Source organism: Paenibacillus sp. ACRSA (genome assembly GCF_022346845.1).
GTDB lineage: Bacteria > Bacillota > Bacilli > Paenibacillales > Paenibacillaceae > Paenibacillus.
In genome coordinates this window covers 74,600-100,616 of record NZ_JAKRNP010000008.1, presented here as the reverse complement: position 1 = coordinate 100,616, position 26,017 = coordinate 74,600, and the positions used below count along the sequence as shown (strand labels likewise).

The 26,017-nt window shown below is 46.0% G+C and carries 26 protein-coding genes and 1 riboswitch; all 26 genes read right to left on the bottom strand.

Features of this window, described 5'->3' with window-relative positions:
- Positions 1 to 236 precede the first annotated feature (236 nt).
- On the bottom strand, positions 237 to 1,751 hold the full coding sequence (atpA, locus tag MH215_RS21225; RefSeq protein WP_239293191.1) for a F0F1 ATP synthase subunit alpha: 1,515 nt from the start codon (positions 1,749 to 1,751) through the stop codon (positions 237 to 239).
- Positions 1,752 to 1,767: 16 nt separating this feature from the next.
- On the bottom strand, positions 1,768 to 2,316 hold the full coding sequence (locus tag MH215_RS21220; RefSeq protein WP_239293190.1) for a F0F1 ATP synthase subunit delta: 549 nt from the start codon (positions 2,314 to 2,316) through the stop codon (positions 1,768 to 1,770).
- Positions 2,313 to 2,801, bottom strand: a complete 489-nt coding sequence (atpF, locus tag MH215_RS21215) for a F0F1 ATP synthase subunit B (RefSeq protein WP_239293189.1) — start codon at positions 2,799 to 2,801, stop codon at positions 2,313 to 2,315. The genes MH215_RS21220 and atpF overlap by 4 nt, the downstream gene beginning before the upstream one ends.
- A 120-nt stretch (positions 2,802 to 2,921) precedes the next feature.
- Complete coding sequence (gene atpE / locus MH215_RS21210; protein WP_056693857.1) at positions 2,922 to 3,146, bottom strand: F0F1 ATP synthase subunit C; 225 nt, start codon at positions 3,144 to 3,146, stop codon at positions 2,922 to 2,924.
- A 77-nt stretch (positions 3,147 to 3,223) separates the two neighbouring features.
- Complete coding sequence (gene atpB, locus MH215_RS21205) at positions 3,224 to 4,042, bottom strand: F0F1 ATP synthase subunit A (protein ID WP_056693861.1); 819 nt, start codon at positions 4,040 to 4,042, stop codon at positions 3,224 to 3,226.
- 47 nt (positions 4,043 to 4,089) lie between these two features.
- On the bottom strand, positions 4,090 to 4,467 hold the full coding sequence (locus tag MH215_RS21200; RefSeq protein ID WP_056693864.1) for an ATP synthase subunit I: 378 nt from the start codon (positions 4,465 to 4,467) through the stop codon (positions 4,090 to 4,092).
- A complete protein-coding gene (locus MH215_RS21195; protein WP_056693868.1) occupies positions 4,460 to 4,714 on the bottom strand; it encodes an AtpZ/AtpI family protein in 255 nt (84 codons plus the stop codon). Before MH215_RS21195 ends, MH215_RS21200 begins: the two co-directional genes overlap by 8 nt.
- A gap of 187 nt (positions 4,715 to 4,901) precedes the next feature.
- Positions 4,902 to 6,059: a non-hydrolyzing UDP-N-acetylglucosamine 2-epimerase gene (wecB, locus tag MH215_RS21190; RefSeq protein ID WP_056693870.1), complete on the bottom strand. Its 1,158-nt coding sequence runs from the start codon at positions 6,057 to 6,059 to the stop codon at positions 4,902 to 4,904.
- A gap of 54 nt (positions 6,060 to 6,113) precedes the next feature.
- Entirely contained in the window at positions 6,114 to 6,743 is a 630-nt protein-coding gene (gene upp / locus MH215_RS21185) for a uracil phosphoribosyltransferase (RefSeq protein WP_239293188.1), read from the bottom strand.
- A gap of 431 nt (positions 6,744 to 7,174) precedes the next feature.
- Positions 7,175 to 8,425, bottom strand: coding sequence for a serine hydroxymethyltransferase (locus MH215_RS21180; RefSeq protein ID WP_310138220.1), 1,251 nt, complete (start codon positions 8,423 to 8,425; stop codon positions 7,175 to 7,177).
- A gap of 214 nt (positions 8,426 to 8,639) precedes the next feature.
- Positions 8,640 to 9,233, bottom strand: a complete 594-nt coding sequence (locus tag MH215_RS21175; RefSeq protein WP_239293186.1) for a TIGR01440 family protein — start codon at positions 9,231 to 9,233, stop codon at positions 8,640 to 8,642.
- Between the two features lie 139 nt (positions 9,234 to 9,372).
- Positions 9,373 to 9,454: riboswitch (ZMP/ZTP riboswitch) on the bottom strand.
- A 239-nt stretch (positions 9,455 to 9,693) separates the two neighbouring features.
- Complete coding sequence (locus tag MH215_RS21170; RefSeq protein ID WP_056693878.1) at positions 9,694 to 10,266, bottom strand: low molecular weight protein arginine phosphatase; 573 nt, start codon at positions 10,264 to 10,266, stop codon at positions 9,694 to 9,696.
- A gap of 354 nt (positions 10,267 to 10,620) precedes the next feature.
- A complete protein-coding gene (locus MH215_RS21165; RefSeq protein WP_056693881.1) occupies positions 10,621 to 11,181 on the bottom strand; it encodes a manganese efflux pump MntP in 561 nt (186 codons plus the stop codon).
- 219 nt (positions 11,182 to 11,400) lie between these two features.
- Complete coding sequence (locus MH215_RS21160; protein WP_481857469.1) at positions 11,401 to 12,672, bottom strand: L-threonylcarbamoyladenylate synthase; 1,272 nt, start codon at positions 12,670 to 12,672, stop codon at positions 11,401 to 11,403.
- Positions 12,673 to 13,230: 558 nt separating this feature from the next.
- Positions 13,231 to 13,887, bottom strand: coding sequence for a stage II sporulation protein R (gene spoIIR, locus MH215_RS21155; protein WP_239293185.1), 657 nt, complete (start codon positions 13,885 to 13,887; stop codon positions 13,231 to 13,233).
- Positions 13,888 to 14,769: 882 nt separating this feature from the next.
- Positions 14,770 to 16,038, bottom strand: a complete 1,269-nt coding sequence (locus MH215_RS21150; RefSeq protein ID WP_239293184.1) for an FtsW/RodA/SpoVE family cell cycle protein — start codon at positions 16,036 to 16,038, stop codon at positions 14,770 to 14,772.
- A gap of 161 nt (positions 16,039 to 16,199) precedes the next feature.
- Complete coding sequence (locus MH215_RS21145) at positions 16,200 to 17,423, bottom strand: FtsW/RodA/SpoVE family cell cycle protein (protein WP_239293183.1); 1,224 nt, start codon at positions 17,421 to 17,423, stop codon at positions 16,200 to 16,202.
- A 91-nt stretch (positions 17,424 to 17,514) separates the two neighbouring features.
- The gene (prmC, locus tag MH215_RS21140; RefSeq protein ID WP_239293278.1) at positions 17,515 to 18,396 is read right to left on the bottom strand and encodes a peptide chain release factor N(5)-glutamine methyltransferase; all 882 of its coding nucleotides are present in this window, start codon (positions 18,394 to 18,396) and stop codon (positions 17,515 to 17,517) included.
- Positions 18,397 to 18,420: 24 nt separating this feature from the next.
- A complete protein-coding gene (gene prfA, locus MH215_RS21135; protein ID WP_056702174.1) occupies positions 18,421 to 19,488 on the bottom strand; it encodes a peptide chain release factor 1 in 1,068 nt (355 codons plus the stop codon).
- Between the two features lie 472 nt (positions 19,489 to 19,960).
- Positions 19,961 to 20,365: a VOC family protein gene (locus tag MH215_RS21130; protein ID WP_239293182.1), complete on the bottom strand. Its 405-nt coding sequence runs from the start codon at positions 20,363 to 20,365 to the stop codon at positions 19,961 to 19,963.
- A gap of 74 nt (positions 20,366 to 20,439) precedes the next feature.
- The gene (locus tag MH215_RS21125; RefSeq protein ID WP_239293181.1) at positions 20,440 to 20,847 is read right to left on the bottom strand and encodes a hypothetical protein; all 408 of its coding nucleotides are present in this window, start codon (positions 20,845 to 20,847) and stop codon (positions 20,440 to 20,442) included.
- A gap of 218 nt (positions 20,848 to 21,065) precedes the next feature.
- Entirely contained in the window at positions 21,066 to 21,665 is a 600-nt protein-coding gene (locus tag MH215_RS21120; RefSeq protein WP_239293180.1) for an SUKH-4 family immunity protein, read from the bottom strand.
- A gap of 184 nt (positions 21,666 to 21,849) precedes the next feature.
- On the bottom strand, positions 21,850 to 22,950 hold the full coding sequence (ychF, locus tag MH215_RS21115; protein ID WP_056702168.1) for a redox-regulated ATPase YchF: 1,101 nt from the start codon (positions 22,948 to 22,950) through the stop codon (positions 21,850 to 21,852).
- A 223-nt stretch (positions 22,951 to 23,173) separates the two neighbouring features.
- Entirely contained in the window at positions 23,174 to 23,644 is a 471-nt protein-coding gene (locus MH215_RS21110; RefSeq protein ID WP_239293179.1) for a GNAT family N-acetyltransferase, read from the bottom strand.
- A gap of 364 nt (positions 23,645 to 24,008) precedes the next feature.
- Positions 24,009 to 24,179, bottom strand: coding sequence for an aspartyl-phosphate phosphatase Spo0E family protein (locus MH215_RS21105; protein ID WP_082560566.1), 171 nt, complete (start codon positions 24,177 to 24,179; stop codon positions 24,009 to 24,011).
- Positions 24,180 to 24,416: 237 nt separating this feature from the next.
- Positions 24,417 to 25,781, bottom strand: coding sequence for a transcriptional regulator (locus tag MH215_RS21100; protein WP_239293178.1), 1,365 nt, complete (start codon positions 25,779 to 25,781; stop codon positions 24,417 to 24,419).
- Positions 25,782 to 26,017: the final 236 nt, after the last annotated feature.

The window sequence follows — 26,017 nt, the reverse complement described above, 5'->3', positions numbered from 1 at the left end:
TTAACAAAGTTTTGACAAAGTCAAAACTACATCGTAAGCATAATCCTACTTTGGCGAAGCCAAAGTTACTTCGTAAGCATTAACAGAGTTTTGACGTAGTCAAAACTACTTCGTAAGCATAGTCCACTCTGACAGAGCCAAAAGTACATTGTAAGCACAATCTCCCTTTGACTAGTCGATAGTTTTCCATGCCGACATGCGGAATTGATCAACAACTCCGCAGTTGCATCATTTATTTAGACAGAGACAGAAAAGCTCTTTCTGAATTTCTCGATAGCGCCCTTCAGAGCGTTTTCGTTGTCTGAAGTCAATTCTTTTGTATCACGGATGGATCCGAGAATTTCCGGGTGGCTGCTCTCCATGAACGCGAGGAACTCTTGCTCAAAACGAGTAACATCACCTGTTGGAATTTCATCCAAGAATCCTTTTACAGCAGTGTACAAGCTGACAACCTGTTGTTCTACAGGCAACGGCTGGTTAACACCTTGCTTCAGGATTTCCATCATGCGTGCACCGCGATTCAGACGAGCCTGAGTCGCTTTGTCCAGATCGGAACCGAACTGGGAGAACGCTTGAAGCTCACGATATTGAGCGAGGTCGAGACGCAGGGAACCTGCAACCTTTTTCATCGCTTTGATCTGAGCAGAACCACCAACACGGGATACGGAAATACCTACGTTGATCGCCGGACGTTGTCCAGCATTGAACAAGTCAGCTTCCAAGAAGATTTGACCATCCGTGATGGAGATTACGTTCGTTGGGATGTAAGCAGATACGTCCGAAGCTTGTGTTTCAATAAATGGAAGTGCGGTTAAAGAACCACCACCCAGTTCATCATTCAGCTTCGCAGCACGCTCTAGCAAACGGGAATGCAGGTAGAAGACATCACCTGGATATGCCTCACGACCTGGTGGACGACGAAGCAACAAGGAAAGCTCACGATAAGCAGAAGCTTGTTTCGTCAAGTCATCATAGATAACGAGTACATGCTCGCCTTTGTACATGAAGTACTCACCCATCGAGCAACCGGCATACGGTGCGATGTACAAGAGTGGTGACGGATCAGATGCTGCTGCAGTTACAACGATTGTGTACTCCATTGCGCCTTTACGACGAAGAGTTTCTACAACCTGTGCAACCGTAGATTGTTTTTGACCAATGGCAACGTAGATACACTTCATTCCACTGCCCTTTTGGTTCAGGATTGCATCAATTGCAATGGATGTTTTACCTGTTTGACGGTCACCGATGATCAACTCACGTTGTCCACGACCAATTGGTACCATCGCATCAATTGCTTTGATCCCTGTTTGCATTGGCTCATGAACCGATTTACGATCCATTACGCCAGGTGCTTTACCTTCAACCGGACGGAATTCCGTTGTAGCGATTGGCCCTTTGCCATCCACTGGAATACCGAGCGGGTTCACAACGCGTCCAATCAATGCTTCGCCTACAGGCACTTGCATGATTTGACCAGTACGTTTCACTTGGTCGCCTTCACGAATATCATAGTAAGGTCCTAGGATAACGACACCGACATTGCTTTCTTCTACGTTCATGGCGAGTCCCATAACACCGCTTGGGAATTCAACCAACTCGTTGGACATAACATTCTCAAGTCCGTATACACGAGCGATACCATCACCAACCTCGATAACCGTTCCGACTTCGACTACATCGATATCGGTCTTGTATTGTTCGATTTGGCTCTTAATTAATGTACTGATTTCTTCTGGCTTGATACTCAAGTGTCCTCACCCCAATCTACTGTACTCGTCTGTTAAAAGACTGCTCAAGACGTTCGAGCTTGCCAGCCAAGCTGCCGTCATAGATCGTATCGCCAATGGCGACTTTCAATCCGCCCAGCAGAGTCGGATCAACAATATTCTCGATACGAATCTTTTTATTTACACGGCCACCAAATTCACGGGCTACCGCTTCTTTTTCTTCATCATTCAATTCATAAGTCGAGTAAACGCGCGCATCCGCGATACCAAGCGACTCACCTTGAATCTTCCGATAATCATTCAGTAAATCTTCCAGCAATTCAACACGTCCGCGTTCAATCAACAGCAGAATGGTACGAAGGACAGGTTCGGATACCTTGCCATCCAGGCTGGAATGAAGAACGTTTTGTTTGGCTTCATCCGAGATGTTCGGAGACACGATAAACTTCTTAATATCTGCATCTCCAGCTAAAGCACTAACAACTACACGCAGCTCTTCTTCAACTTCAAGTACCTGCTGCTGCTGAAGAGCAACTTCGAACAATGCTCTCGCATAACGTTTGGCAACAATCGTGTCGCGGCTCATTGTCGGCCTCCTACCTCATTGAGGTATTGGTTCACAAGCTCTTCTTGTGCAGGACCGTTCTCAACTTCTTTTTTAATCAATTTGGAAGCAATCCGAACGGAAGCTGTGCCAAGTTCACTACGAAGTGCTGCAACAGCTTTGTTCTTCTCGCTCTCAATCTCACGTACTGCGTCGTTTTTGAGACGATTCGCTTCCGCATTGGCATCAGCGAGAATGGCTTCCGCTTGTTTACCGCCATTTTGACGGGATTGTTCAATAATATCCTGAGCCTCTTTACGCGCTTGCTCCAGAGCCTTCTTCTGCTCTTCAACATAAGTAACAGCCTGTTGACGAGTCTCGGCAGCCTCGTTCATCTGCGACATCACGAGTTCACGACGTTTTTCCATAATAGAGAACAATGGCCCAAAAGCGTAACGACTCAGCAACCAATAGAGAATTGCAAATGCTACCATCGCAAGTATCGTGTTTTCCAATAAGAATTTCAATCTGTTCACTCCTTCCTGGAGGTATCCTGTAGCCTATCATCCTCTGCAGGATGTATAGCATTTAGCTAATAAAGAAGGCGCGGAGGGCTCAAGCCTTCCCCGCCATTCCAAGTGTATAATTTAAGCTGCTCCGTAGAACATGAACGCGAGTACCACACCGATGATCGGCAATACCTCGATCAGACCTACCCCGATAAACATTGTTGTTTGAAGAGTAGATTTTGCTTCTGGTTGACGGGCAATACCATCCACCGTTCTGCTAATTACCATACCGTTAGCGATACTTGCGCCCAAAGCGCCTAGTCCTGCAACAATTGCTGCTGCGATTAATGCCATTGCTCCCATTTGTATATCCTCCTTAAAAGTATAAATCATATTTTTTTATTGGTTCAGCCTGGGGAGAAATCCCGTAGGACTTAAACTTAATGTTCTTCGTGCGTCTCAATTGTCTGTGAAATGTAAACCATCATCAAAATAACAAAAACAAATGATTGGATCGCACCGATAAAGATACTAAAGCCTTGCCACACCATTAGCAACGGAATAGCTGCTATCGCACCAAAAACCTTAAATGTGGTCAATTTGAGAATCGTTGCAATCAACACTTCACCCGCAAAAATATTTGCGAACAAACGCATACCGTGTGTTACCAGTTTCGAGACCGTCTCAATAATATTGATCGGAACAAAGAACGGGTAAGGTTGGAAATAGTGTTTGAGATATCCGCGTGTGTTACGGAACAATCCTAGACCGTGAGCTACTAAGAAGGCTACTAGAGCCAGTCCCATGGTAACGGACAAATCAGCTGTTGGTGATTTAAACCATGCAATCTCAATATGAGGGTGAGCATCAGGGTGTCTAACCTGTGCTTTTTCATAGGCTTCTACCACTGAGACAATAGGTTTACCAAATACGGTTGCCGCATTGATATCCTTAACATCCGTTACTGCTTGGAACGGAAGCCCTAACATATTTCCAATGAATATGAACATAATCATTGTGAGTGCAAGAGAGATAAAATGTTTTCCTTTTTTTAGATCCATTGTACTTGAAATGATGTTAAGTACAAATTCAACAGCCCACTCCATAAAGTTTTGCAGCTTGCCCGGGTTTTCAACTGATAGATTCCGTGTAGCCACGATAGCAAAGATGAAAACGATAGCACTCGTTACAATCAACATTAGCAAAACGGATAAATCAAGATGAAAATTCCCGAGCATAATGACTGGAGCTTCATGCATACTTTTTTTCACCCCTTTCTCGACTTGAAAGCTACAGCACCTGAAAATCAGATTTCTTTGCGGGACATAACAATCCCTATAATCAATAAGGAAAATTGCGCAATGACCAGACCACCTGCAACCGCATATGTATTAAAATACTGCGGATATCTCATAGATATGAAGATACCTAGTACTGCAAGTGCCGCTCTTGTCAAGAATCCCAGGTTCACACGCTTCAAGTTACCTTCTGCTGCACCATCAGCCACCTTCTTCACCTTGTGGCCAAGATATAGCGCGTTGATCAAGCTGATCGCCGCACCAAGTGCGAGTCCTAGAGCAATAGCCTCCAAGCTGGGTACGAAAGCTGCAGTGAGGAAACAAATCATCATGACATACATGACAGTAGCAATCATTCCTCTGCGGTATCTGGTTAGTTCACTCATCACTTTCCCCCATGATTTTTTTCGCGATAAAGTAAATACTTACACCGCCTGCCGCCATAAAAAAGAGAACGCTTACGGCGATCCATATTCCGTTACCTCCGATGGTCTTGTCCAACCAGGAGCCTACGTAATATCCAGCAACTGCAAGAACTGCAATCTCGATCCCAAAAGCAGTCACGAGCCCCATTGCTTTCCATACATTATCGTCATGGTTACGGGATGAATTTGGTTTGTTCGAATCGGCCATTTTCCACGCCACCCTTGCAATCCCAGTTAATTTTACTGAATGATGAGAGCCTTTGTCAATTGAATGATTTTAGCGTTTTAAAGGGTAAAACGACAGGTAAACAGGCCCTTAAGAGCCCATAAACCCGCGTAAACCGTACAGTTTAACTGTATGCTGTACCCTTTGGGAAACTGTCTAAAAAATCGAATTATTTTTTGAACTTTCTGTGAAATGGTTCCGGACGTTCGCTATTTACACCAAAATGGTGCAAAATCGCATTGACAATTCTTTCCGAAGCATGTCCATCTCCATATGGATTGGCTGCTTGACTCATGCTTGCATACAACGTTTCATCTGTAAGCAACGCTTTTGTCCGTTCATACACACGTTCCTCATCCGTACCTACAAGTTCAAGCGTTCCAGCCTCGATCCCTTCTGGGCGCTCTGTCGTATCACGTAGGACAAGAACAGGCACACCAAACGAAGGCGCTTCTTCCTGCAAACCGCCTGAATCAGTCAAAATCAAGTGTGTATGCGGGTAAAAATTATGCAAATCCACTACGTCTAGTGGATCTATTAATTGAATACGTGGGTGATTCCCCAAAATCGCGTGAGCCGGCTCCTTCACAGCAGGACTTGGATGTACCGGATACACGATGGCGATATCTTCGAACTCATCGGCAATTCGTTTGACGGCCTGGAAAATGTTACGGTGAGGCTCGCCTTGAGATTCACGGCGATGAGCTGTCAGCAATACAAGGCGTTTGCCTTCTGCCCAATCAAGTACCGGATGTTTGTAGCCCTCCTGTACTGTATATTGAAACACATCAGTCACCGTGTTGCCTGTGACGTACGTACTAGACTCCGGTTTATTTTCTTTGGCAAGATTATCAAAGGACCTATCTGTTGGCGCAAAGTGTAAATCAGCCAGTACGCCTGTCAATTGACGGTTCATCTCTTCCGGATATGGAGACAGCTTGTTCCACGTCCGAAGCCCTGCCTCGACATGCCCTACCTGGATCTGCTGCAAGAACGCTGCATAGCTGGCTACAAATGTAGTCAGGGTATCTCCGTGAACGAGCACAATGTCTGGTTTCGCTTCACGTAGTACAGGTTCCAGCCCTCCAAGGACACGAATCGTGATTTCATTCAATGTCTGACGATCCTTCATCACATCCAGATCATAATCCGGATGGATGTCGAATACTTCAAGTACCTGATCCAACATCTGTCGATGTTGCGCAGTTACGCAAACAATAGATTCGATAGACTCGGGATGTTTCTGCAACTCCAAAATAAGCGGAGCCATCTTGATTGCTTCTGGACGCACCCCGAAGATCGTCATCACTTTAATTTTGTTAGACATTCGAGCAAAGCCCCTTTTCTATAAGTTCCGAACCTCTACAAGCATGTCGTTTGCTTATTTAGTGCCGTATAGACGGTCTCCTGCATCTCCAAGTCCTGGAACGATGTAACCATGATCATCCAGACGATCGTCCAGAGCCGCTACATAGATATCTATATCTGGGTGAGCATCTTGCACGGCTTTTACGCCTTCTGGAGCGGCTACGAGGTTCATCATTTTGATCTGTGTGCATCCACGTTTTTTGAGCACGTCAATTGCCGCGATTGCCGAACCACCCGTTGCGAGCATCGGATCAATCACAATCAATTGGCGTTCTGTTACATCCGTAGGCAGCTTGGTGTAGTATTCAACAGGTTGAAGTGTTTCCGGGTCACGGAACAGACCAACATGTCCTACTTTTGCCGCCGGCAACAATTTCACAACGCCGTCCAGCATTCCAAGTCCTGCACGCAGAATTGGCACCAGTCCGAGCATACGTCCAGAAATAACTTTACCTTGTGTCGCTGCCACAGGCGTCTGTACATCAATCGTCTCCAGCTCAACATCTCTTGTGATTTCATAAGCCATCAACGTTGCTACTTCATCCACTAATTCACGAAAATCTTTCGTATTCGTACGCATGTCGCGTATAAACGTCAGTTTGTGTTGGATCAAAGGGTGATCACATATTACTAATTTTCCCATCTAATTTGTCCCTCCGGTAAGTTCATCATGTTACAGCATTTCCATATATGCCTAATCATCATTCATAGGCTCGATAAATCCTGTATATTATATCATCACCAACACCGAATTACACCATTAAAGGGCACCTAATCATTACAGAATACCGAATACTACAAAAACAGGACCGGAAACATGGTGTCTTCCGGTCCTTTTGACTCTTGCTGTTATGTCGTTGAGAAGATAAAAATGATTGATACATTAGCACTCCGCTAACAGAATGATCCTTCGATCGCTGTTATCCCGAGATTTTTTTGATTCTCCTCTACATAATAAGGGGAAAATCCCGTGATAAAGGCGAACGCTACGCTTCTCCGGCTTCATTCTGTCTGCTGCGCTTTTTTGTATCCCATTCTAAGAACACTCAAATACAAACAGCATGAGCAAGTTTTTTAGTATTTAAGGTCAGTGTAGAGCGGGAATTGATCCGTCAGCGCTGTTACCTCTGCACGTGCTTGATCAAGTGTTGCTGTATCTTTAGGGTTTTTGAGCGTTTTCGCAATGATTTTACCGATCGATACCATAGCCTCTTCGTTCATACCGCGGGAAGTCGCCGCAGGTGTACCAATACGGATCCCACTAGTGATGAACGGGCTTGTTGGGTCAAATGGAATTGCATTTTTGTTAACCGTGATTCCGATGGAATCAAGGACATGCTCAGCTTCTTTACCTGTGATGTTCACACTGCGTGTATCGATCAGCATCAAGTGGTTATCTGTACCACCAGATACGATGTTCAAACCTTCAGAGATCAACGTCTCAGCCAGAACCTGTGCATTTTTCACTACATTTTGCGCGTACTCTTTGAATGATGGTTGCAACGCTTCACCCAATGCTACTGCTTTGGAAGCAATAACGTGCATCAATGGTCCACCTTGGGAACCAGGGAATACCGCTTTATCAATTGCAGCAGCCCATGCTTTGGTACACAGGATCATACCACCACGTGGTCCACGCAATGTTTTGTGAGTTGTCGTTGTTACGAAATGTGCATGTGGAACCGGGTTTGGATGCAAACCAGCGGCAACCAATCCAGCGATGTGTGCCATGTCTACCATGAACAATGCGCCTACGTCATTAGCAATGGAAGCCAATTTTTCGAAATCAATTGTACGTGGATATGCACTTGCGCCTGCCACGATCATACGAGGACGGTGCTTGAACGCTGCTTTGCGAACTTCATCATAATCGATCAAGAATGTATCTTCTTGTACGCCATATGCTACAAAGTTGTAGAGCAAACCAGATGCATTCACCGGGCTACCATGCGTAAGGTGACCACCATGTGCAAGGTTCATACCCAGTACCGTATCTCCAGGCTTGAGTGCCGCAAGATAAACTGCCATGTTCGCTTGTGCACCAGAGTGTGGTTGAACGTTAACATGCTCTGCTCCAAACAATTCTTTAGCGCGATCACGTGCGATATCTTCCACGATATCTACGTGCTCACAACCGCCATAGTAACGTTTGCCTGGATATCCTTCAGCATATTTGTTCGTCAGAACGGAACCAAGCGCTTCAATAACCGCTTCGCTTACAATGTTCTCAGATGCAATCAACTCAATGTTGTTCTGCTGACGTTTCAACTCCAGATTCATCGCTTCCAATACCGCCGGGTCATTCTTACGCAATTGTTCCATGATTAAATTCCTCCTAATATAAGTGAAGTTATAAAGTGAAATTATGTTTACACGTAAACGAAGAGTGCAACACCAATCTGGAGAAGCAGAGCGTTCGCGTTTATCACCGGATTTCCCCTTTGTAAAAGGGATTCAAAGAAATCTGGGGATAACAGCGATCGAAAGATGGTGATGCAATCGAAGTCAGAAGTGTAACCCCATTGTTTCACTTTATACGTTAGTCACAAAATGTCGAATCAGGCTGCTCTTCCATACGATACACTGCACGTTCCCCACCAATCAACTTCGGACGTGTCAACGCTGTCGTCACACGGGCATCTCCAATGTAACGAAGTGATGTCCGAAAAGGAACCGCCACATGCCGCAAATGCATACCAATCATCGTCTCTCCAATATCCAGCCCTGCGTGTGCTTGCACATGTTCTGCCAGACAAGGATCGGTAAGTGATCGATAAGCTGCAGATGCCATTGAACCACCCGCTGTAGGTACAGGTACCGCACCTACCTCGGTCAATCCCAGACGCACTAACACAGAACGCTCCATTACCAGCGCACGATTCAAATGCTCACAGCATTGAAAGACGGATTCAAAACCGAATTCCTGTTGCACCTCACGGATCCCCGCAAGAAGCTGCTGTGCCACTTCAATCGCACCGCTCGTACCAATCCGTTTACCTGCCACCTCACTAGTGCTCGTACCAATGACAACGATATGCCCTGATCCAAGCTTCCCTGCAGTGGCCAGCTCACGCAAAATGGATGCGGTCTGTTCCTGCAATCCGGGTTGTTCCGAATCTAACTCAATAGTCATCCTATCGCCTCCCGATATCATCATGCCCGACTTCCAAATGACAGCCTTTCGTATTCCAACATGGCATTTCAGGTACTATTATAGCGAATAAACAGATGAAAGACGAAAAAAAGAGCAGTCTGCGGGTATCGCAGAATTGCTCTTTTGCCCAGGCGACCGGCCGTTTGTTCCGGTGCTCCATTGTGGTTGTGCCCACTTCGTCGCCAGTTACACCGGATCCCTGTTTTCCCCTTCATCATAAAACAACCTGCGTTTAAAATCAACGGGTAATTTACATCCCATGTTCTGTTTTTATATGAAATTTCAAGTACATGGAGCTTTGTTATAGCAATCATATTGAGGATTAACCTTAGATGGCTAAGCTATGCAACATTTTTATTATCAAGCCGATTACATATGTCAGCGTCCAAGGTTTCGTTACTACCAATACGCTGTTTACATTGCCCCTGCACACTCTGCCTTATTCCAACTTGTCCAGAAGTCGATCAAGCGCGGTTCGAATCTCAGCAGCTGTCACGTTGTAATCATCTCGATTGCCGCCAAATGGATCGGAGATGTCGAAGCTTGGAATTCGTTGTCGGATCTCAATGACACGTTCCCGCTCCGATGCTAGTATTTCTTGACCAAGTGCACGCTTCATCTCCAATGTCGCGAACAAGCTATCTAGTTCCTGCAGATCATTCATCACTTGACCGTCATCTTCCACGTATTCTTTAAGTGTATAGGTTTTGTGGACGGAGTCCGGGAAAACTTGTAGCACATGCTGCTTATGACTGCGAGTCAGTGTAAGAATCAGATCAGCCCAACCAACAAGCCCTGCACTCAGTTGTGTGGAGTGTGGCGGCCCTTCTACACGATGATCCTTCAGTACCGCCTCGGCATGACGTGAAATCGGCATTCCCTGTGTGGCAGCAACACCCGCTGAACGCACCTCGACTTGAATGCCACGCTCCGAAGCAAGCTTACGCAAAAGCCCCTCTGCCATGGGGCTGCGGCACGTATTACCTGTACATACAAACAAAATATGTTTCATTGTGGTAGCCTCCCCATTTATATATGTTATCAAATGTATACATCATCGTTTAAGAAATTGAATTACGATTGCAACAATATTAGTTGCTTTAAGTGCGTGTTCAAAAAAGGGATTAAGCTAGAAATGGATTAACGGTACATAGGCTAAATGACGTGGACAACTACATTTTCCCTGAAGGAAACAAACTTCGTAAGCATCAACTTATTCAGCTGAGAAGTTACTCAAGTCATCCATCGTAATCAAAAGCGAACCTTCTGCAAAGTCTCTTTCCTTCGATTATACTCACACCAGAACGATATACAACCACTCGGCTTATAACCATTCAGTCTAGTCAGTGCAATCATGGGTTACAACTCAAAAGATAAACAATAATCCAAAGGCGAGCAGAATCGCTCCACCTACAGCTTCACCATAGTCCCCCAGGTTATGACTCACCCGTCGTCCAAGCAACAGACCCATCATCGACATCAAGCCTCCGCACACGCCAAAAGCAAGCACAGTCAAGATCAGATCACTACTGAACATTCCTAGGGAGACCCCTACGGAAAATGAATCTATGCTGACACTGAGTGAAAATAAAGTCACACCCAGCAGTGAGCGGTGATTCACCAGCTTCGTCTCTCCTTCACGGAAGGCATTCAGAATCATATGCGCACCCAAAAGAACAAGCAAACCACCTGCCGCATACGTGGTAATGTTGCCGAGCAATGAGCTGACATACTTACCTGTGTACATACCGATCAGTGGCATGATGATATGGAACAGGGCGGTGATTGTACTGATCCGCAGTACATCCCGTAGACGAATGCCTTTCATCCCCATCCCGATTCCCAGCGAGAAGGCGTCGAATCCAAGAGCCACAGCCATAATCAAAATGGTTACTAACTGCCCTACATGGGCAGATATATCCCACATTCCCATACCCCCATCACGTAAAGGTTCTTGTACACGATATGCGGACAAGGACCTAAACATGACCAGAGGATATGATTGAACAACTGGACCACAGATATTTCAAGTACTGTGGGACACCTTAGTTCGTCCAGACACCCTAGCTTGACCCTTTATATAGCGAGTTCTACTCGCCTTGATATAAGGGCAACACTGGGCGACTGGACATGTATATGTTGCGGGCTAACCGACCTGGATGAGTCGGTGACCCGCCGCTTTGAGCAGCCGATTCATGACGGCTGCACCTAGGCCTTCGCGTGAGCAAGCCTCAGCCACAATATATGTGGCGCCTTGCTCATCGCAGCTCCGCAGCGCGGCGTATAGCCGGCGCGCTGCTTCCTCCAGCTCGCTGGCATCGCCCAGCGAGAATACGGCATCGGCGCGGTACTGCTCCGCGTGCTCGGCGAACGCCAGCACCGCGGTGCGCTCTCCGCGCTGCGCCGCCTCTTCGAGGGCGGCGCTAACCCAGGCCGCCACCGCTGCGGGCGGCCCATCCACCACGCACAGCGCACCTTCGGGCGCATAGTGCGTGTACTTCATGCCCGGCGAGCGAGGCGCCGGGCTAGCTTCGCCAGCGGACCCCTCGGCGAGGATCGCCGGGTCCGTGGCGACACGGGCGGCCACAGCGGACAGTTGTTCCGCTGTGATGCCGCCAGGGCGCAGGATGGTGACGGTACCGTCGTCACCGACCTGCACAACCGTGGACTCGACGCCCACCCCGGTGGGGCCGCCGTCCACGATACCGCCGATGCGGCCAGCCAAGTCCTCGCGCACATGTGCTGCGAGGGTTGGGCTTGGTCGCCCGGAGCGGTTAGCGCTCGGCGCAGCCACAGGGCATGCTGCCGCGGCTATCAACTGCAAGGCCACAGGGTGATCCGGCATGCGCACGGCCACCGTGTCTAGCCCAGCGGTGACCCGTGGAGACACCGCTCCCGGTCTAACCGGCAACACCAGCGTCAGTGGCCCCGGCCAGAAGGCCGTCATCAGCGCTTCCGCCGTTGCATTCACTTCGGTGACCAGTGCATCCAACTGGTCTCGGTGCGCGATATGCACGATCAGCGGATTATCCGATGGGCGACCTTTAGCTACAAACACAGCTTCTACCGCTGCTGTGCTTCGGGCATCTGCCCCTAAACCATAGACCGTCTCAGTCGGAAAGGCTACCGTTTGACCTTGACGAATGCAGGCAGCGGCAGCCTGCAAATCAGCGAGCGCCTGTTCATAGGCGCTCACCCTTTTTACATCAGACTCATCATTCAATGTAGCCGCCTGCACAGACCCGTGTCCAGCAGATAAACTCTCCTGTTGCTCATGCTCCACTTGATTGCCATCAGCGTTGGCATTATGCATGTCCGTCCCAGCGGTATGAAGCAGCACATGAACATCCCACATACGAGTAACCATCTCATTCACCGATCCCTGCACCTGTACACCCAGACCCAATTCACCTTCCATGCCCTGAAGGGATGCCTGCGGGTCAAGTCCATCTGTATGCGACTCACCTTGAACCTTCGCCGCCGAAGGCACCTCATGGCTTTCAGACTGTCCATTACGCCCCATCTGCTCGCGATCTAACGGTGTGTGTTCATTCTGCTGCAATTTATTCTGTTTGTCCTCTTGCTCATTTCTCATATATCCATCATTCCTAAGCTTCAATAAGGTAGTAAACATTAGGTGTGTCTTACATCTAACTTAAGAGCATCTTTCGCCGTCTCCTCGCTCCTGCTGGGTCACTTTCTCTTGACGCACCCTGGTACGCCCGCGAAAACTTCTTTCCCTTAAACGAAAATTAAGCAATACCTTCTCTTTACGAAGTTGTAAGACATGCCTTTGACGCCTGATTAAACGACGTCCGTGTTTGATTTTGGTTTTGAATACCTACAATTATAACATATCTCTTTGTTCCAAAGATGAAACTCCAAACCCCGCCATTCACAGCAGAGCTCACTCCAACAAAGGGCAACTCCATTTACTGAAGTCGCCCTTACGCCAATCCATCTATTCATTTTCCGATTAAGCAAACAATCCTGTTACCCAGCCACAAAACTTCAAAACCATATCCCAGAGGAAGAAACGTGTTTCCGGTGTTCCCACTTGTACGGACGCCTCCACATCTCCCGCAGAAGCAGCTGCTGTAGCTGCATTCGTCTTCGTAACTGCATCTCCTGTACCCGCATCAATGAAGCATAATGGAGGAAACAATACACACCACCAGTTCTGACCATTACCTTCTCCCAGTGTTATACGCACTGCCTCATATTCTCCAGCCGGATATACAGTACCTCCATATAGTTTGGTCGGAAAAGGAACCACACCCAGCTCCACCTGGTAGTCATAATCCAGTCCACGACTGGCAAGCTCCTCTCCAACTCGCTCTTCAATCTCAGACAAATGTTGGCGAATCACCCCACGGGCTTCGTCCAGGTCTTGAGGATTCGCCAGCTCCGTCACCCATTGATCCATCTGGGCAACCACCGCATCACGAATCTCGCGTTTCACCAACTGATCTCCAGCCGAGTCTGAATTAGCTAGAATACGCAAACGTATCGATTGTTCTGGAATTGCTGTAGCAGCTACAGCCGCATCCGTTTTCTGACCTTCCCACATCATAATAATCATCATAAGACATACCAGAATAAGTCCAATTTGTTTCACAATTCGTCTACTCATGCCGTTCTCCCCCTTGGCTCCCGTAATCATGATTTGTATAAGTGCTTTCGCTATGAACTCTCACTATAACTCTCTCATGTCTATCAGTATGCCCAGAGGAAGTAGAGTTAAACCTATCAAATTCCATACCTCTCAATTTTTTTATTCAACATATGCTAGGTTGTGTCTCAAACCAAATAAATCATGTCGTGTGATTTGAGTAAAACGTTAGAAATAAAACGAATCTGAGAGGCCTTATTTGGTCATATCACGGCGAATGGAACGGGTAACGAATCTGAGAAACGTCATATTACAAAATAACACTGAATGAGTCTAAAACTCGCGCCCCAATGGAGTATTAGCGTGTCAACGATTCGTTAACATTTCCTGAGTGCCATTTTCCCGCCAATAAGGCCAACTGAGTTCGTTAAAGATGACACATGATCAACTGTCTGACTTCAAATCTCACGCTCACTTAGGGGGCATCGTCCACTGCCACCGTCTTTTCGCGCCTACTGTGTCACTTTCTCTTGACGATCCGGTACCTGCGGAAAACGACCTTGCTTGAAACGAAAATTTCAAGCTCTGCTTTCCTTCAAAGAGTTCTCAGACACACTCAGACTAAAAAGAGCCGACCCCACCTTTAATGGTGATAACCGACCCTAATTTTAATGCCGTTATAACGAAGTGGGACACCTACTCGGAACGCGGGGCACATTTACACGATCATACTCCCCCTTCTCTTTCCACCCTTATGTCCACACCCATGCTTATAGCTATGCCTACGTTTATGCCTGTGATCCTGTTTATGTCTGTCCTTCGTTAATGCCAGTGCTCCTGTTGATGTTCGTGCTCTCATTCATGTCTAATCTATTCTGCTATCCTGTCTGTTCCACGCTCAAATTACATCCCTACTTGATCCTGTTCCTTTTCCTTGTTCTTGTTCTTGATTTTGTTCAGCACATCCAGCCCACTCACCCAACTCCATACTCTTGCTGACAAACTCGGCGGCTGCTCCTCTGACACGATAACATCTTCATCCTCAGGGCCATACAGTTTGATGCTCATGGCAATTGCGATGCAGGCCATATTGATCAGCAGTGACGTTCCCCCGTAGCTAATAAACGGCAGAGTAATTCCTGTCAGCGGCATCAACCCCAGAAAAGCCCCAATGTTCTCAAACACCTGATACAGCAACATCCCTATAATTCCAATAATAATCACTGGTCCGGCTCGGTCTTTACATTCCAGTGCAATAAGCACCATCCGATGGATTAGGACAAAATAAAGCAATAGCAGCACTGCACCGCCTACAAAACCAAATTCTTCGGCAATCACGACGAAAATAGAATCCGAATACGTATAAGGCACACGCCCGCTTTGCACCGATGTGCCTTGCAAGTACCCTTTCCCAATGATGCCACCTGATCCTATAGCAAGACCCGCATTTTTGGTATGCCAGGTTGCTTTGGCAGTGGCTTTCTCTGGTACAAGCCAAGGATCGATCCGTTCTGCCCAATGCTCTCGATCCACCTTCTCTAGAAAAGTGAAAATTTCTTCGTGATACGTGACATACGATTTAACGAAGCCAAAAAAAGCCAAACCAATAATGGCAATACCAATCAAGGCATGTTTCAGCTTAATATTACCGATCCAGAGCACCGCTGCCAAAATAACAACATATCCCAAGGCATTCCCCAAGTCATTCTGTATCATAACAAGTGCAAAGGGAATAAAGGTCCAGCACCCAATCGGCACGATGTCTCTCCAAAAACCGAGTTCTCTTCCTTTTCGCTTCATAAGCAAATGGGCGAGAAATAGAATTAAGATCATTTTAAACAGTTCCGCAGGTTGAAATGAGAAAGTATCCCCCAGCTTCAGCCAGCCATTGGCATTGTTGACTGAGCCACCCACGAAATTGGCGAGGAGAAGCAAAATATTTCCGATCACATATAAATAGAAAGCATATTTTACAATGAGCTTATAATTGATAAGCCCCATTCCAATCACGACAAAGAATCCGGCAATATAAAATTGTAAGGTTTTGATATGATGGTTGCTCAATGTAGAATCGGTCTGCGTCCCGCTATATACAGCAGCTATGCTTATTCCCATAAGCAACAGCAGTACAAACAATATGATTCCATCCATCTTCTTCAACATTCTCAGCATGTGCTCACTCTTCCCCCTAAGATGCTCTTGCCCATCTCTCCTCCCTTTATTGTATAGAATTGGAATGAAAAATGGAAATCACAAAAAAACCTGAAAACCTTAGATCCAAGTTGCTCGAATCTATGGCTTTCAGGTTTTGTTTTATATCCCATGAACCACAATTAGGATTGTTCTTGCTGTGAAGGTTTGCGTTTAAACAACCTCATGATCAGTTCCGTAATGCTAAGTTGTTCTGACGAGCCCAGGATATCTTCGTTCTCCTCCGTGTGTACCTTGATACTCATGACAACCCCCATACTCAGCATGTTGAGCACAAGAGAGGTACCCCCGAAACTGATAAACGGCAGCGTAATCCCCGTCAGTGGCATCAGACCAATAAACGGACCAATGTTAACAAAAATCTGATAGAGTAACATCGATATGATACCAACAATCAGATACGGCCCGGCTCGATCCTTACATTCCAGCGCGATCAACACCAGCCGATGAATCAGAATAAAGTAGAGCAGTAGTAGCACCGAGGCGCCTACGAAACCGAACTCTTCCCCGATTTGAACAAAGATGGAGTCGGCATACGCCAGCGGTACCCGGTTGGATTGAATCGTCGTACCTTCCATATATCCTTTACCACTAATACCTCCAGAGCCAATCGCCAGCTTAGCGTTATACGTCTGCCATAGGACGTCTCGGGAGGTCTGATCCGGTACAAGCCAAGGATCGAAACGATCTGCCCAGTGGGCACGCCCGATATCCTGAAGGAATTTGGTGATCTGATCGTGATAATGAACGTATGCCTGCGTACCCGCGATAAAAGCAGCAACAGCGATGATAAAACCAATCAAGGCGTGGCTGAACTTCACATTACCAATCCACAGTAATCCAACAAGAATCACGACGTAACTGAGCGCATTCCCTAAGTCGTTTTGCAACAAAACGAGTAACAATGGCGGCAGTACACAGAGAGCAATCGGGATGACATCTCGTCCAAATAACAAAGGTCTGTTCTTCTTTCGTGCCAGTAAGGCAGACAAAAAGACAATCAAACACAGCTTAAATAGCTCTGCCGGTTGCAAACTTAGACCGAAGATGGACAACCAGCCCTGTGCTCCGTAATAGGTCACACCAAAAAAGTTAACGATAACGAGCAGCAGTAGACCGCCACCGTAAATGTATAAATAGTTTTTGATAATCACTTTATAGTTAATCATGGACATTCCGAAGAATACGATGAATCCTATAATATAGAATATCCCAGCCCGCTGGGGATAGGATTCCCACCTCGGACGACCAAACGTGGTGCTATAAATAGATAAAATACTGATAACCATTAAGATAACTAATATAAATACGATGTTGTAGTCAATTTTTTTGAATTTATGCAGCATGTAATTATGTTCCTCCAAGCATTCAGCAATCTTCGGTATATCTCATTGTAGAGGATTTCACGGCAAAAAGAAAACCTCCGCAATCTTACATTTATGTCACCTGTTCCGAAGTGCGAACACCTAGTACATGCCGCTCGATGCCTGCAAGGTCTGGCACGATGATAATCTCCGGCCAATGTCCGGCAGATTCCAGCAAGGCAGCAATGTCCCGAGCCTGGCCTTGCCCCAGTTCAAAAGCAACAATCTGCGGCGGCGCTGGCAAGAGCGTAAGCTGCTCCAGCATCACCCGGTACGGCGCAAGCCCATCCGGGCCGCCGTCAAGGGCAGTGCGCGGCTCATGATCGCGCACCTCAGGCTGTAACCCGGCGATATCTGCCGCCGGGATATAGGGCGGGTTGGACACCAGGATGTCCACCCGTGCCCCAGCGAACGGAGCGAGCAGATCGCCTTCACGGAAGTCGATCTGTACGCCGTTCGCAGCCGCGTTCCGCGCGGCTACTTGCAGGGCGGCCGCCGAGATGTCCCCGGCGCCCACCTGCCACTGCGGGCGAAGCGTAGCCATCGTCACCGCGATGGCACCGCTGCCCGTGCCAATGTCGACGGCGTGCACTGCACCGCCGCTCGCAAACACGCGGCCCGCTTCGCGCAGCACAGCCTCGACCAACAGCTCGGTCTCCGGCCGCGGGATTAGCACGGCCGGCGTGACCTCGAACGGCAGCCCGTAGAACTCCTGGCTGCCGATAATGTATTGCGCCGGCTCACCCGCAGCCTTGCGCGTGACGGCGTCCTCCCAGCGGCTGCGAAGCTCGCTTGGGAAGGGCTCCGGCTGCATCATATAGTACTGGGCGCCATAGACGCCAAGTACATGTTCCAGCAGCAGCCGGGCGTTATTATGCGGCTCGTACACGCCGCACTTCTCCAAAAAAGAGGAAGCCTCTACGAAGGCTTCCCGACAGCTCTGTCCCTGCGTCATCACAAACTGGGCGCGGGTCACAGATTATTCTCCTCTATCCATCATCTCAGTCTGCTGAGCAATCGTCAGTGCAGACAAGATATCTTCAATCTCTCCGTTCATGATCTGATCCAGCTTATGCATAGTCAGACCAATACGGTGATCCGTTACACGGCTTTGCGGGAAGTTGTACGTACGAATCCGTTCACTACGGTCACCTGTTCCCACTTTGCTCTTCCGTTCAACCGAAATCTTTGCTTCTTCTTCCATACGTTTCATATCGAAGATCCGTGTACGCAGAACCTGCAACGCTTTTTCTTTGTTGGAGTTCTGGGATTTACCATCCTGACACGTTGCAACAATACCCGTTGGCACGTGTGTTACACGTACAGCGGATTTCGTTGTATTAACCGATTGTCCACCGGCACCACTGGAACAGAACGTATCTACACGGATGTCTTTGTCATGAATTTCAATATCAAAATCTTCCGCTTCCGGCATAACCGCAACCGTTGATGTGGATGTATGAATACGTCCGCCAGATTCTGTTGTTGGAATACGTTGCACACGGTGTGCACCGCTCTCGTATTTCATTTTGCTGTAAGCGCCGCGGCCGTTAATCATGAAGACAACCTCTTTGAATCCGCCGAGATCGTTCGTGTTCACGTCCATCAGCTCAACACGCCAGCCTTGTGCGTCTGCATAGCGCGTATACATCCGATATAGATCTGCTGCAAACAATGCTGCTTCATCTCCACCAGCCGCTCCGCGAATCTCTACAATAACGTTTTTGTCGTCATTTGGATCCTTTGGCAGCATAAGCACACGAATCAGTTCTTCCAATTCCTTCTGACGAGTGCTCAGCTCTTCAATTTCCATTTTGACCATTTCACGCATCTCATCATCTAACTTCTCGCCTTGCATTTCCTTCGCAGCATCGAGATCTTCACTTACCTGTTTGTATTCATTGTACGCATCGTAAGTGGGTTGCAGATCGGATTGTTCCTTAGAATACTCGCGCAGCTTCTTGTTATCACTTGCTACATCCGGGTCACACAACAGCTCGCTGAGCTTGTCGTAACGGTCGGCCAAAGCCTGTAATTTATCCAACATTATATCGTCACCTCACGTATTATTTTCATTCATGTCGTTTCTTGCATACCGGCATTCGTACAATATATAATTCTCAGTCGCACAGGATTTCCGTGAAATCCTCGACCTTAGCATGGATTAAATATTCATATATGATCGACGTATAACATCGCTACAACGTCATCAAATCCTTTACTTTTAAAGTGATATAAATAAATCGCGTACCTTGCTACAGAACCCGCTTCAACTCATCGAGTTAAGTAACATCTTTAACCTAGGTATACGACTCTTAATTATAGCATATTCTTATGATTCTGAATAGCAACCAATCTGCTGCTGGATGAACTAAATTTTCCACTGTGTAGGAATGAATATCATTGCATATAACAAGCCTGTCTAAACGGAGTAGGAAAAACGCCGATGACCTTCATTAGGCAACCGGCGTTTCATATTCATACATGTCTACGTGCTTACTTTTGGGATGGAACGACCTCTATTGGCCTTTTGGCATTTGGCTCTCGTCCATATACAGCAAGTTCCAACGGTGACCATCCAGATCGGCAAAGCCCGCACCGTACATCCAGCCGTCGGTTTCACTGGGCTTACCAAAGACGCTGCCTCCGGCGCTCTCTACTTTTTGAATAAAGGCATCTACTTCTTCCCGGCTCTCCGCACCTATAGAGAAAATCACCTCTGCACTATGGGAAGTATCTGCAACGTTGGAACCTGTAAATTTCTCAAACGCTGCATTCGGAAACAACAAAATTGTCGTTTGACCTATGGTAAGCTTGGCTCTCTTGTGACCAACATTCACTGCATGGAATCCAATCTCGTTGAAAAAGCGTGTCGACTCCTCAACATCTTTGACCGGCAGGTTAATCCAAATATCCTGTGACATGGTCGTAGCCTCCTATAAATTAATTCAACTATGCACAATATACTCTATTTCTGACACCAGAAACGAGTTTTCTCCTAACTTTCTCTCTCCGAAACATAATCAGAAATTCCCCACTGTCCTTCTTGATACGTTAATATCATTTCCAAAGCAATCGCACCTTCATTCGCACGATACTTGCTGACCTCAAGCGTCATTTCATTTGGATCGACTGACTGTTTGTACTTTTCAATGGTTAGGAGAATGCCTTTAAGCTTGGTTCCACCCTGGTCAGCGTATTTCTGCTCTAATAATTGTTCATGAGTATAGTTATAGATGGGAACATTATATTGATGTTGTAGGTAGGATTCAATCACTTCTAGCTCGGAATCTTCCAGAGGAATTGCTTCGTTCAACACCAGAGAAATGTACTCCATATTCGCATTAAGAGCCGTATCTATCGATATCAAGTCCTCTAGCGCAACACGGTAAGGTTCAGTGCGCATATTCTGAGAGCTCTCGTCAGTTGTATCATTTGCACAAGCCGATGTTAGGAAAACAAGTGCCACACTGAATGCAACATACACCAATTTCAGTTTTGTTAAAATGATGATCTCCCCTTATGGTTATTGTAACGTTACTACCTGAACGTTATTCAATACATAAGAGTTGCACATTCCGAGAAATTGTAAGTGTTCATGAATGAATTGGAAACGGAAGCGAATTACAAGAGATCATCCTCCAATTGTTCGAGTACAACACTCCACCAACTTTCCTCATCTGAGACACTCACCGGGTCTTTCTCCGTACAGAACTGTCGGAGCTGGTGCAGAGCATTTTTTCTTACTGAATCAGAAGATGGTTGTGCTGCAGGCTTAATCTCACCTCGCCTGAAAGCTTCTAGTTTCGCCTGTACTTGTTCCAGTGTCATTACACTCGGCTCAGAGGTTCTGGAATGCTCATGGATGAACGAAATGTATTGATGTAGGAACTCTAGAAATAGGCTTAGATTGGTGTTAATGACGCTATATTCACCCGTCTGCCCATCCAGCCTGTAGAGTGTGCCGATCACCGTTTCCAGAGCAAATATGATCGAATTATCCTCCCACTCATACCCGATTGGGAACAACGTTACGAGTTCATCTAGAGTCCGAACCAGTCCTTGATCAGTGAGGGGTGTAAAATGAACGCCGAGCATATACTCACCTGCCAAACGAAATTGCGGCAATCCCGAGTGCAGCAACAGTTCCTGAATCTCCTTTGGTAATTGAGCAGCTTCAACTAGAGCTTTATCGTATCTAACATTAGTTAGCTGTTGTTCCATAGGCCACCTCCAGAACGTTCTTTCTTTCATTATATCTACCCCTTCTGAACAATCCAGTAAGTTCCAGTGTTTATCATCGTTAAAAAAAGCCCTGCCACCTTCCTAAGAAGGTAACAGAGCCATCTTCAACAAACCTACGTGGGTAGGTTCAGTCCAATTATACGTGGTTCAGCGGTTTATATGTTTATACATTGAAACGGAAGTGCATAACATCACCGTCGTTAACAACATACTCTTTACCTTCCAGACGAAGCTGTCCGCGTTCTTTGGCACCATTCATGGAACCAGCTGCAACTAGATCTTCATAGGAAACAACCTCTGCACGGATGAATCCGCGCTCAAAGTCAGTATGGATTACACCAGCTGCGCCAGGCGCTTTAGTACCTTTACGGATCGTCCATGCACGAACTTCCTGTACCCCTGCTGTGAAGTACGTGTACAATCCAAGCAATTTGTAAGCTGCTTTAATAAGCAGGTTCAGACCGGAATCCTCGATGCCGAGTTCTTCCAAGAACATTTGTTTATCTTCGCCTTCCAGCTCGGAGATCTCTTCTTCGACCTTCGCACTGATTGGCACCACTTCTGCATTCTCAGCAGCAGCGAATTCTCTTACTTTTTGCACATAAGCATTGTTCGCTACATCGCCGATTTCGTCCTCAGCTACGTTAGCTGCATACAGAACAGGCTTGAGGGTAAGCAAGTGCAGATCGCGCACAATCAGACGCTCTTCATCGGTAAGCTCCATACTGCGTGCTGGCTTGTCTTCATACAGAACAGCCTTCACTTTCTCCAGTACTTCCACTTCTTGAGCGGCTGTTTTGTTACCGCCCTTCATGTTTTTCTTAGAACGGTCGATTTTTTTCTCAACACTCTCGATATCAGCCAGGATCAGCTCCAGATTAATCGTCTGGATGTCGCTTACCGGATCAATTTTACCATCCACGTGAGTGATGTTTTCATCGACAAAGCAACGTACCACGTGTACAATAGCGTCTACTTCACGAATGTGTGCAAGGAACTTGTTACCAAGACCTTCACCTTTACTTGCACCACGAACCAGACCCGCGATATCTACGAATTCAAACGCCGTTGGTACTGTCTTTTTCGGAACAACCAGTTCTGTCAATTTGTCCAAACGCTCATCAGGTACTTCAACAATCCCTACGTTAGGGTCAATTGTACAGAACGGATAGTTAGCAGACTCCGCACCAGCTTGTGTAATTGCATTAAACAATGTAGATTTACCAACGTTAGGCAAGCCCACGATTCCAGCTTTCAAAGCCATGTATATGACAACTCCTCATTCATTACTTGTTCGGTTCGAATAATCCTATTCATTATATATGACAACCCCCAGTGCATCAAGGAAGTTCGCTAATTCGATATGAACGGAATTTACATACCCATTCTATCGTTTACGTCAAAATCTCATATATGCATCGTTTCATCTCAGGATTCGAACAGTCTAGAGTGATAACGTAAGCTAAACTCAATTTCATTTTCCCAATTTATTTCCGTAATTCCTTGTACATCGTTAGATCTGTGACCTCATATCCCATCTTCTTATACAAGTTGCTTGCACGACCATTATGTCCAAACACATGCAGACCGATTCGATCTACCCCCAGATCTATAGCCGTCTGTTCCAGTGCCTTCATGGTCTCCGTACCATAACCTTTGCCTTGATGTGCTTCTTCAACCAAAATATCCAACAGGAATGCCTCCCTGCCTCGACGGTTATCCGTAATATTGAACCAGATATAACCTACGTTTCCGTCTACCTCATGAACTAGGTTATACACATAAGCACCAGGGGTATTCAATCCTTCTGGTAAATATCTGTCATACGATGCTTCTGCAAGTTGTTGCGCTTCTTCTGGCGCCCACGTACCTGCCTCTACCTTCTCTCGTGCAAAATCTTGAATGGAGCGAACGCGAAAACTCGCGAACTCTTCGTCACTCATAGGTACAAGTTTCATTCGATTCTCCTTCTTTCTACTTCATCATCGTGCTATAACTTCCTATCTCACAGCATACGTAGATGCTCTATAATTCACAAGCTGTTTATCTTAGCTATGTATATCTATCTTCATGTAAAACGTGGCACAACCGGACAGCCGCGGGAAAAACTACACTGAAACCGTCTGCGGCTATACCGAACACTTAGCTGGTCATACACGTGTAACGGTAACTCACGATACGATGTCTGTTAAAGAAGAATGCTCCTGAGCGAGTACGACGTAACATTCATCCAACGGATGAATAGCCTGTCCACACTGTACTCATGCTGAGATTAAATTATAGGAAGAGCGACTCGCCAAGAGCTCAGCCACAGTCGATGGATTACTTGATCGGCTTTTCTGTTTTGGCCTGGTTATATTCATTGATTAACTCATCCAGAATCATCGATTGCTTAATGACATCAGGATGCAGAAGATCTACATATTTCAGCTTCGTCTGATACAGCTTCTGCCTCGCTAATTCAATCTGTCTTATCAAGTCACTACGTTCCATATTCATCCTCCCCTGATGTGATATTCTAGAGCATTCTGCTATTTAGTGGGAAAGGATATATACTCCAACTTGATTTTATTTTACATTTCGTTCTGCACCACCCCGTAAAACCTTACATGCTTATTTGTAAAAATCAACACAAAGAGGTATTCCGTATGATCTAGCTTCCTCACTAAAGAAAGTCATCCACATAGGGAACACCTCATATATCTGTTCTAGATACTAGCTTTCAAGGAATTAACTAGGGTGCGAGAATCGTTCACTAATCTTCTCCAAAAGAATTGCTGCTTTGGTGCTATTACCTTCCCCATTAGGAGAATCACGGAGTTCACCAAATAACCCAAGACAGTCCAGCATCGCGTCCTTATTCCCGTTATTCATAGCAAATTCCAAGCCCCGTTGAAGATATTCCATGCCTTTATCATAGTTTCTATTCGTTAAATAATATGTTCCTAGGCCAGCCAATAATGAACCGTACTGGTCACTGGTTAAATGCTTACTAACTTTCCCGATTTTATTCTCTTGTTCTTGGTAAGTGAAATAGGATTCATATTGTTCCAATACCGAATCAATATTCATATTATGCCGATTCGCTGCACTTACAATTGCACATAGAGCTGGGAAGATTTCATTCTTTCTTTCAGATATATATTTAAGATAAGACTCGAGAACCTCAACATTCCCTGACTTCAGTTCATACAAATACCGATTAGCTTCTGCCCATTCATTAAATTGTTGAATAACTATCATTTCTGCTTCATTAGGCGACTTTATCCACGTATAATTGCTATATTGTTCAACATACTTCAGGGCGTTCTCGTAATCACCAAGATAAGAGTACGCACTCCCTTTTGCTAGGTGGGCATACAGCACATAAAAAACAATCTCCTTTTTCACCCATTCATCTTTACGTCTTCCATATAATTTATAGTGAATTTCTGCTCTCATCCTCAATTTGTCGCTCAGTTCTAACAACTTACTCCAATTTCGTAATGAACTATATACATTAATTAGATCGTTCAATCCATCAAGCTGATACATCTCATCCAGACGATCTACAAACAACTCAAATTGAGTTGCAAGAGACAGATTATTTTGTTGATTGTTAGAAAGTCCGATGGTAAATAGACGATACTGACTTAGAGCCAGTCGTTCCGAATGTTGCATCTTCTCACTCTCAGCAACACTGTAATACAGTGGGCGAGCTGCTTCCAACTTTCCTTCTGAAAACAACTGTTCAGCTAAATCAAACAGATGGGGTGCATACGTGAGATTATCCATCACTAGATTGATCGTTTCTTTTATATTCTCAATTTGATTTAATTCCGCACAGCGGTACAAAAAAGGACCTAGTCTGCGCCAATCTGGATTAGCATTTACAAAGCTTTCATTTATGTATAGTCCATAAAAGTACCCTTCAGGTAAGCTCATCCCCGCGGTGAGTCGATCTAACTGTTGCACACCTATAGGACGCTGCCCACTTAGGGTACTGCTTAATGTGCCTGAATTAATACCGGATACCTCTGAAAACTGGTGAAGTGTCATGCGTTTGCTTTTTAAATAATCCTCGAAATAATCACGAATGGTCGCTGCTGAGTTCAAGAAAACACCACCTTATCTGAGGTATACGACTGAATAGTAATAAATAAGAATTATACAGTACCCCTTCAATTTATATCAATTTTATATTTTATTTGGTAACCAGGTCTTTGAACTTTAGGGTTATCCCCAACTCTGGTCTTCGTTGCACCAAATTTATAATAGCCCTATGCTCATCCGCATAGGGCTTCTTTGCTGTATTAATTAAACCTTAATAGTATAACTCTTCAAGTCATATT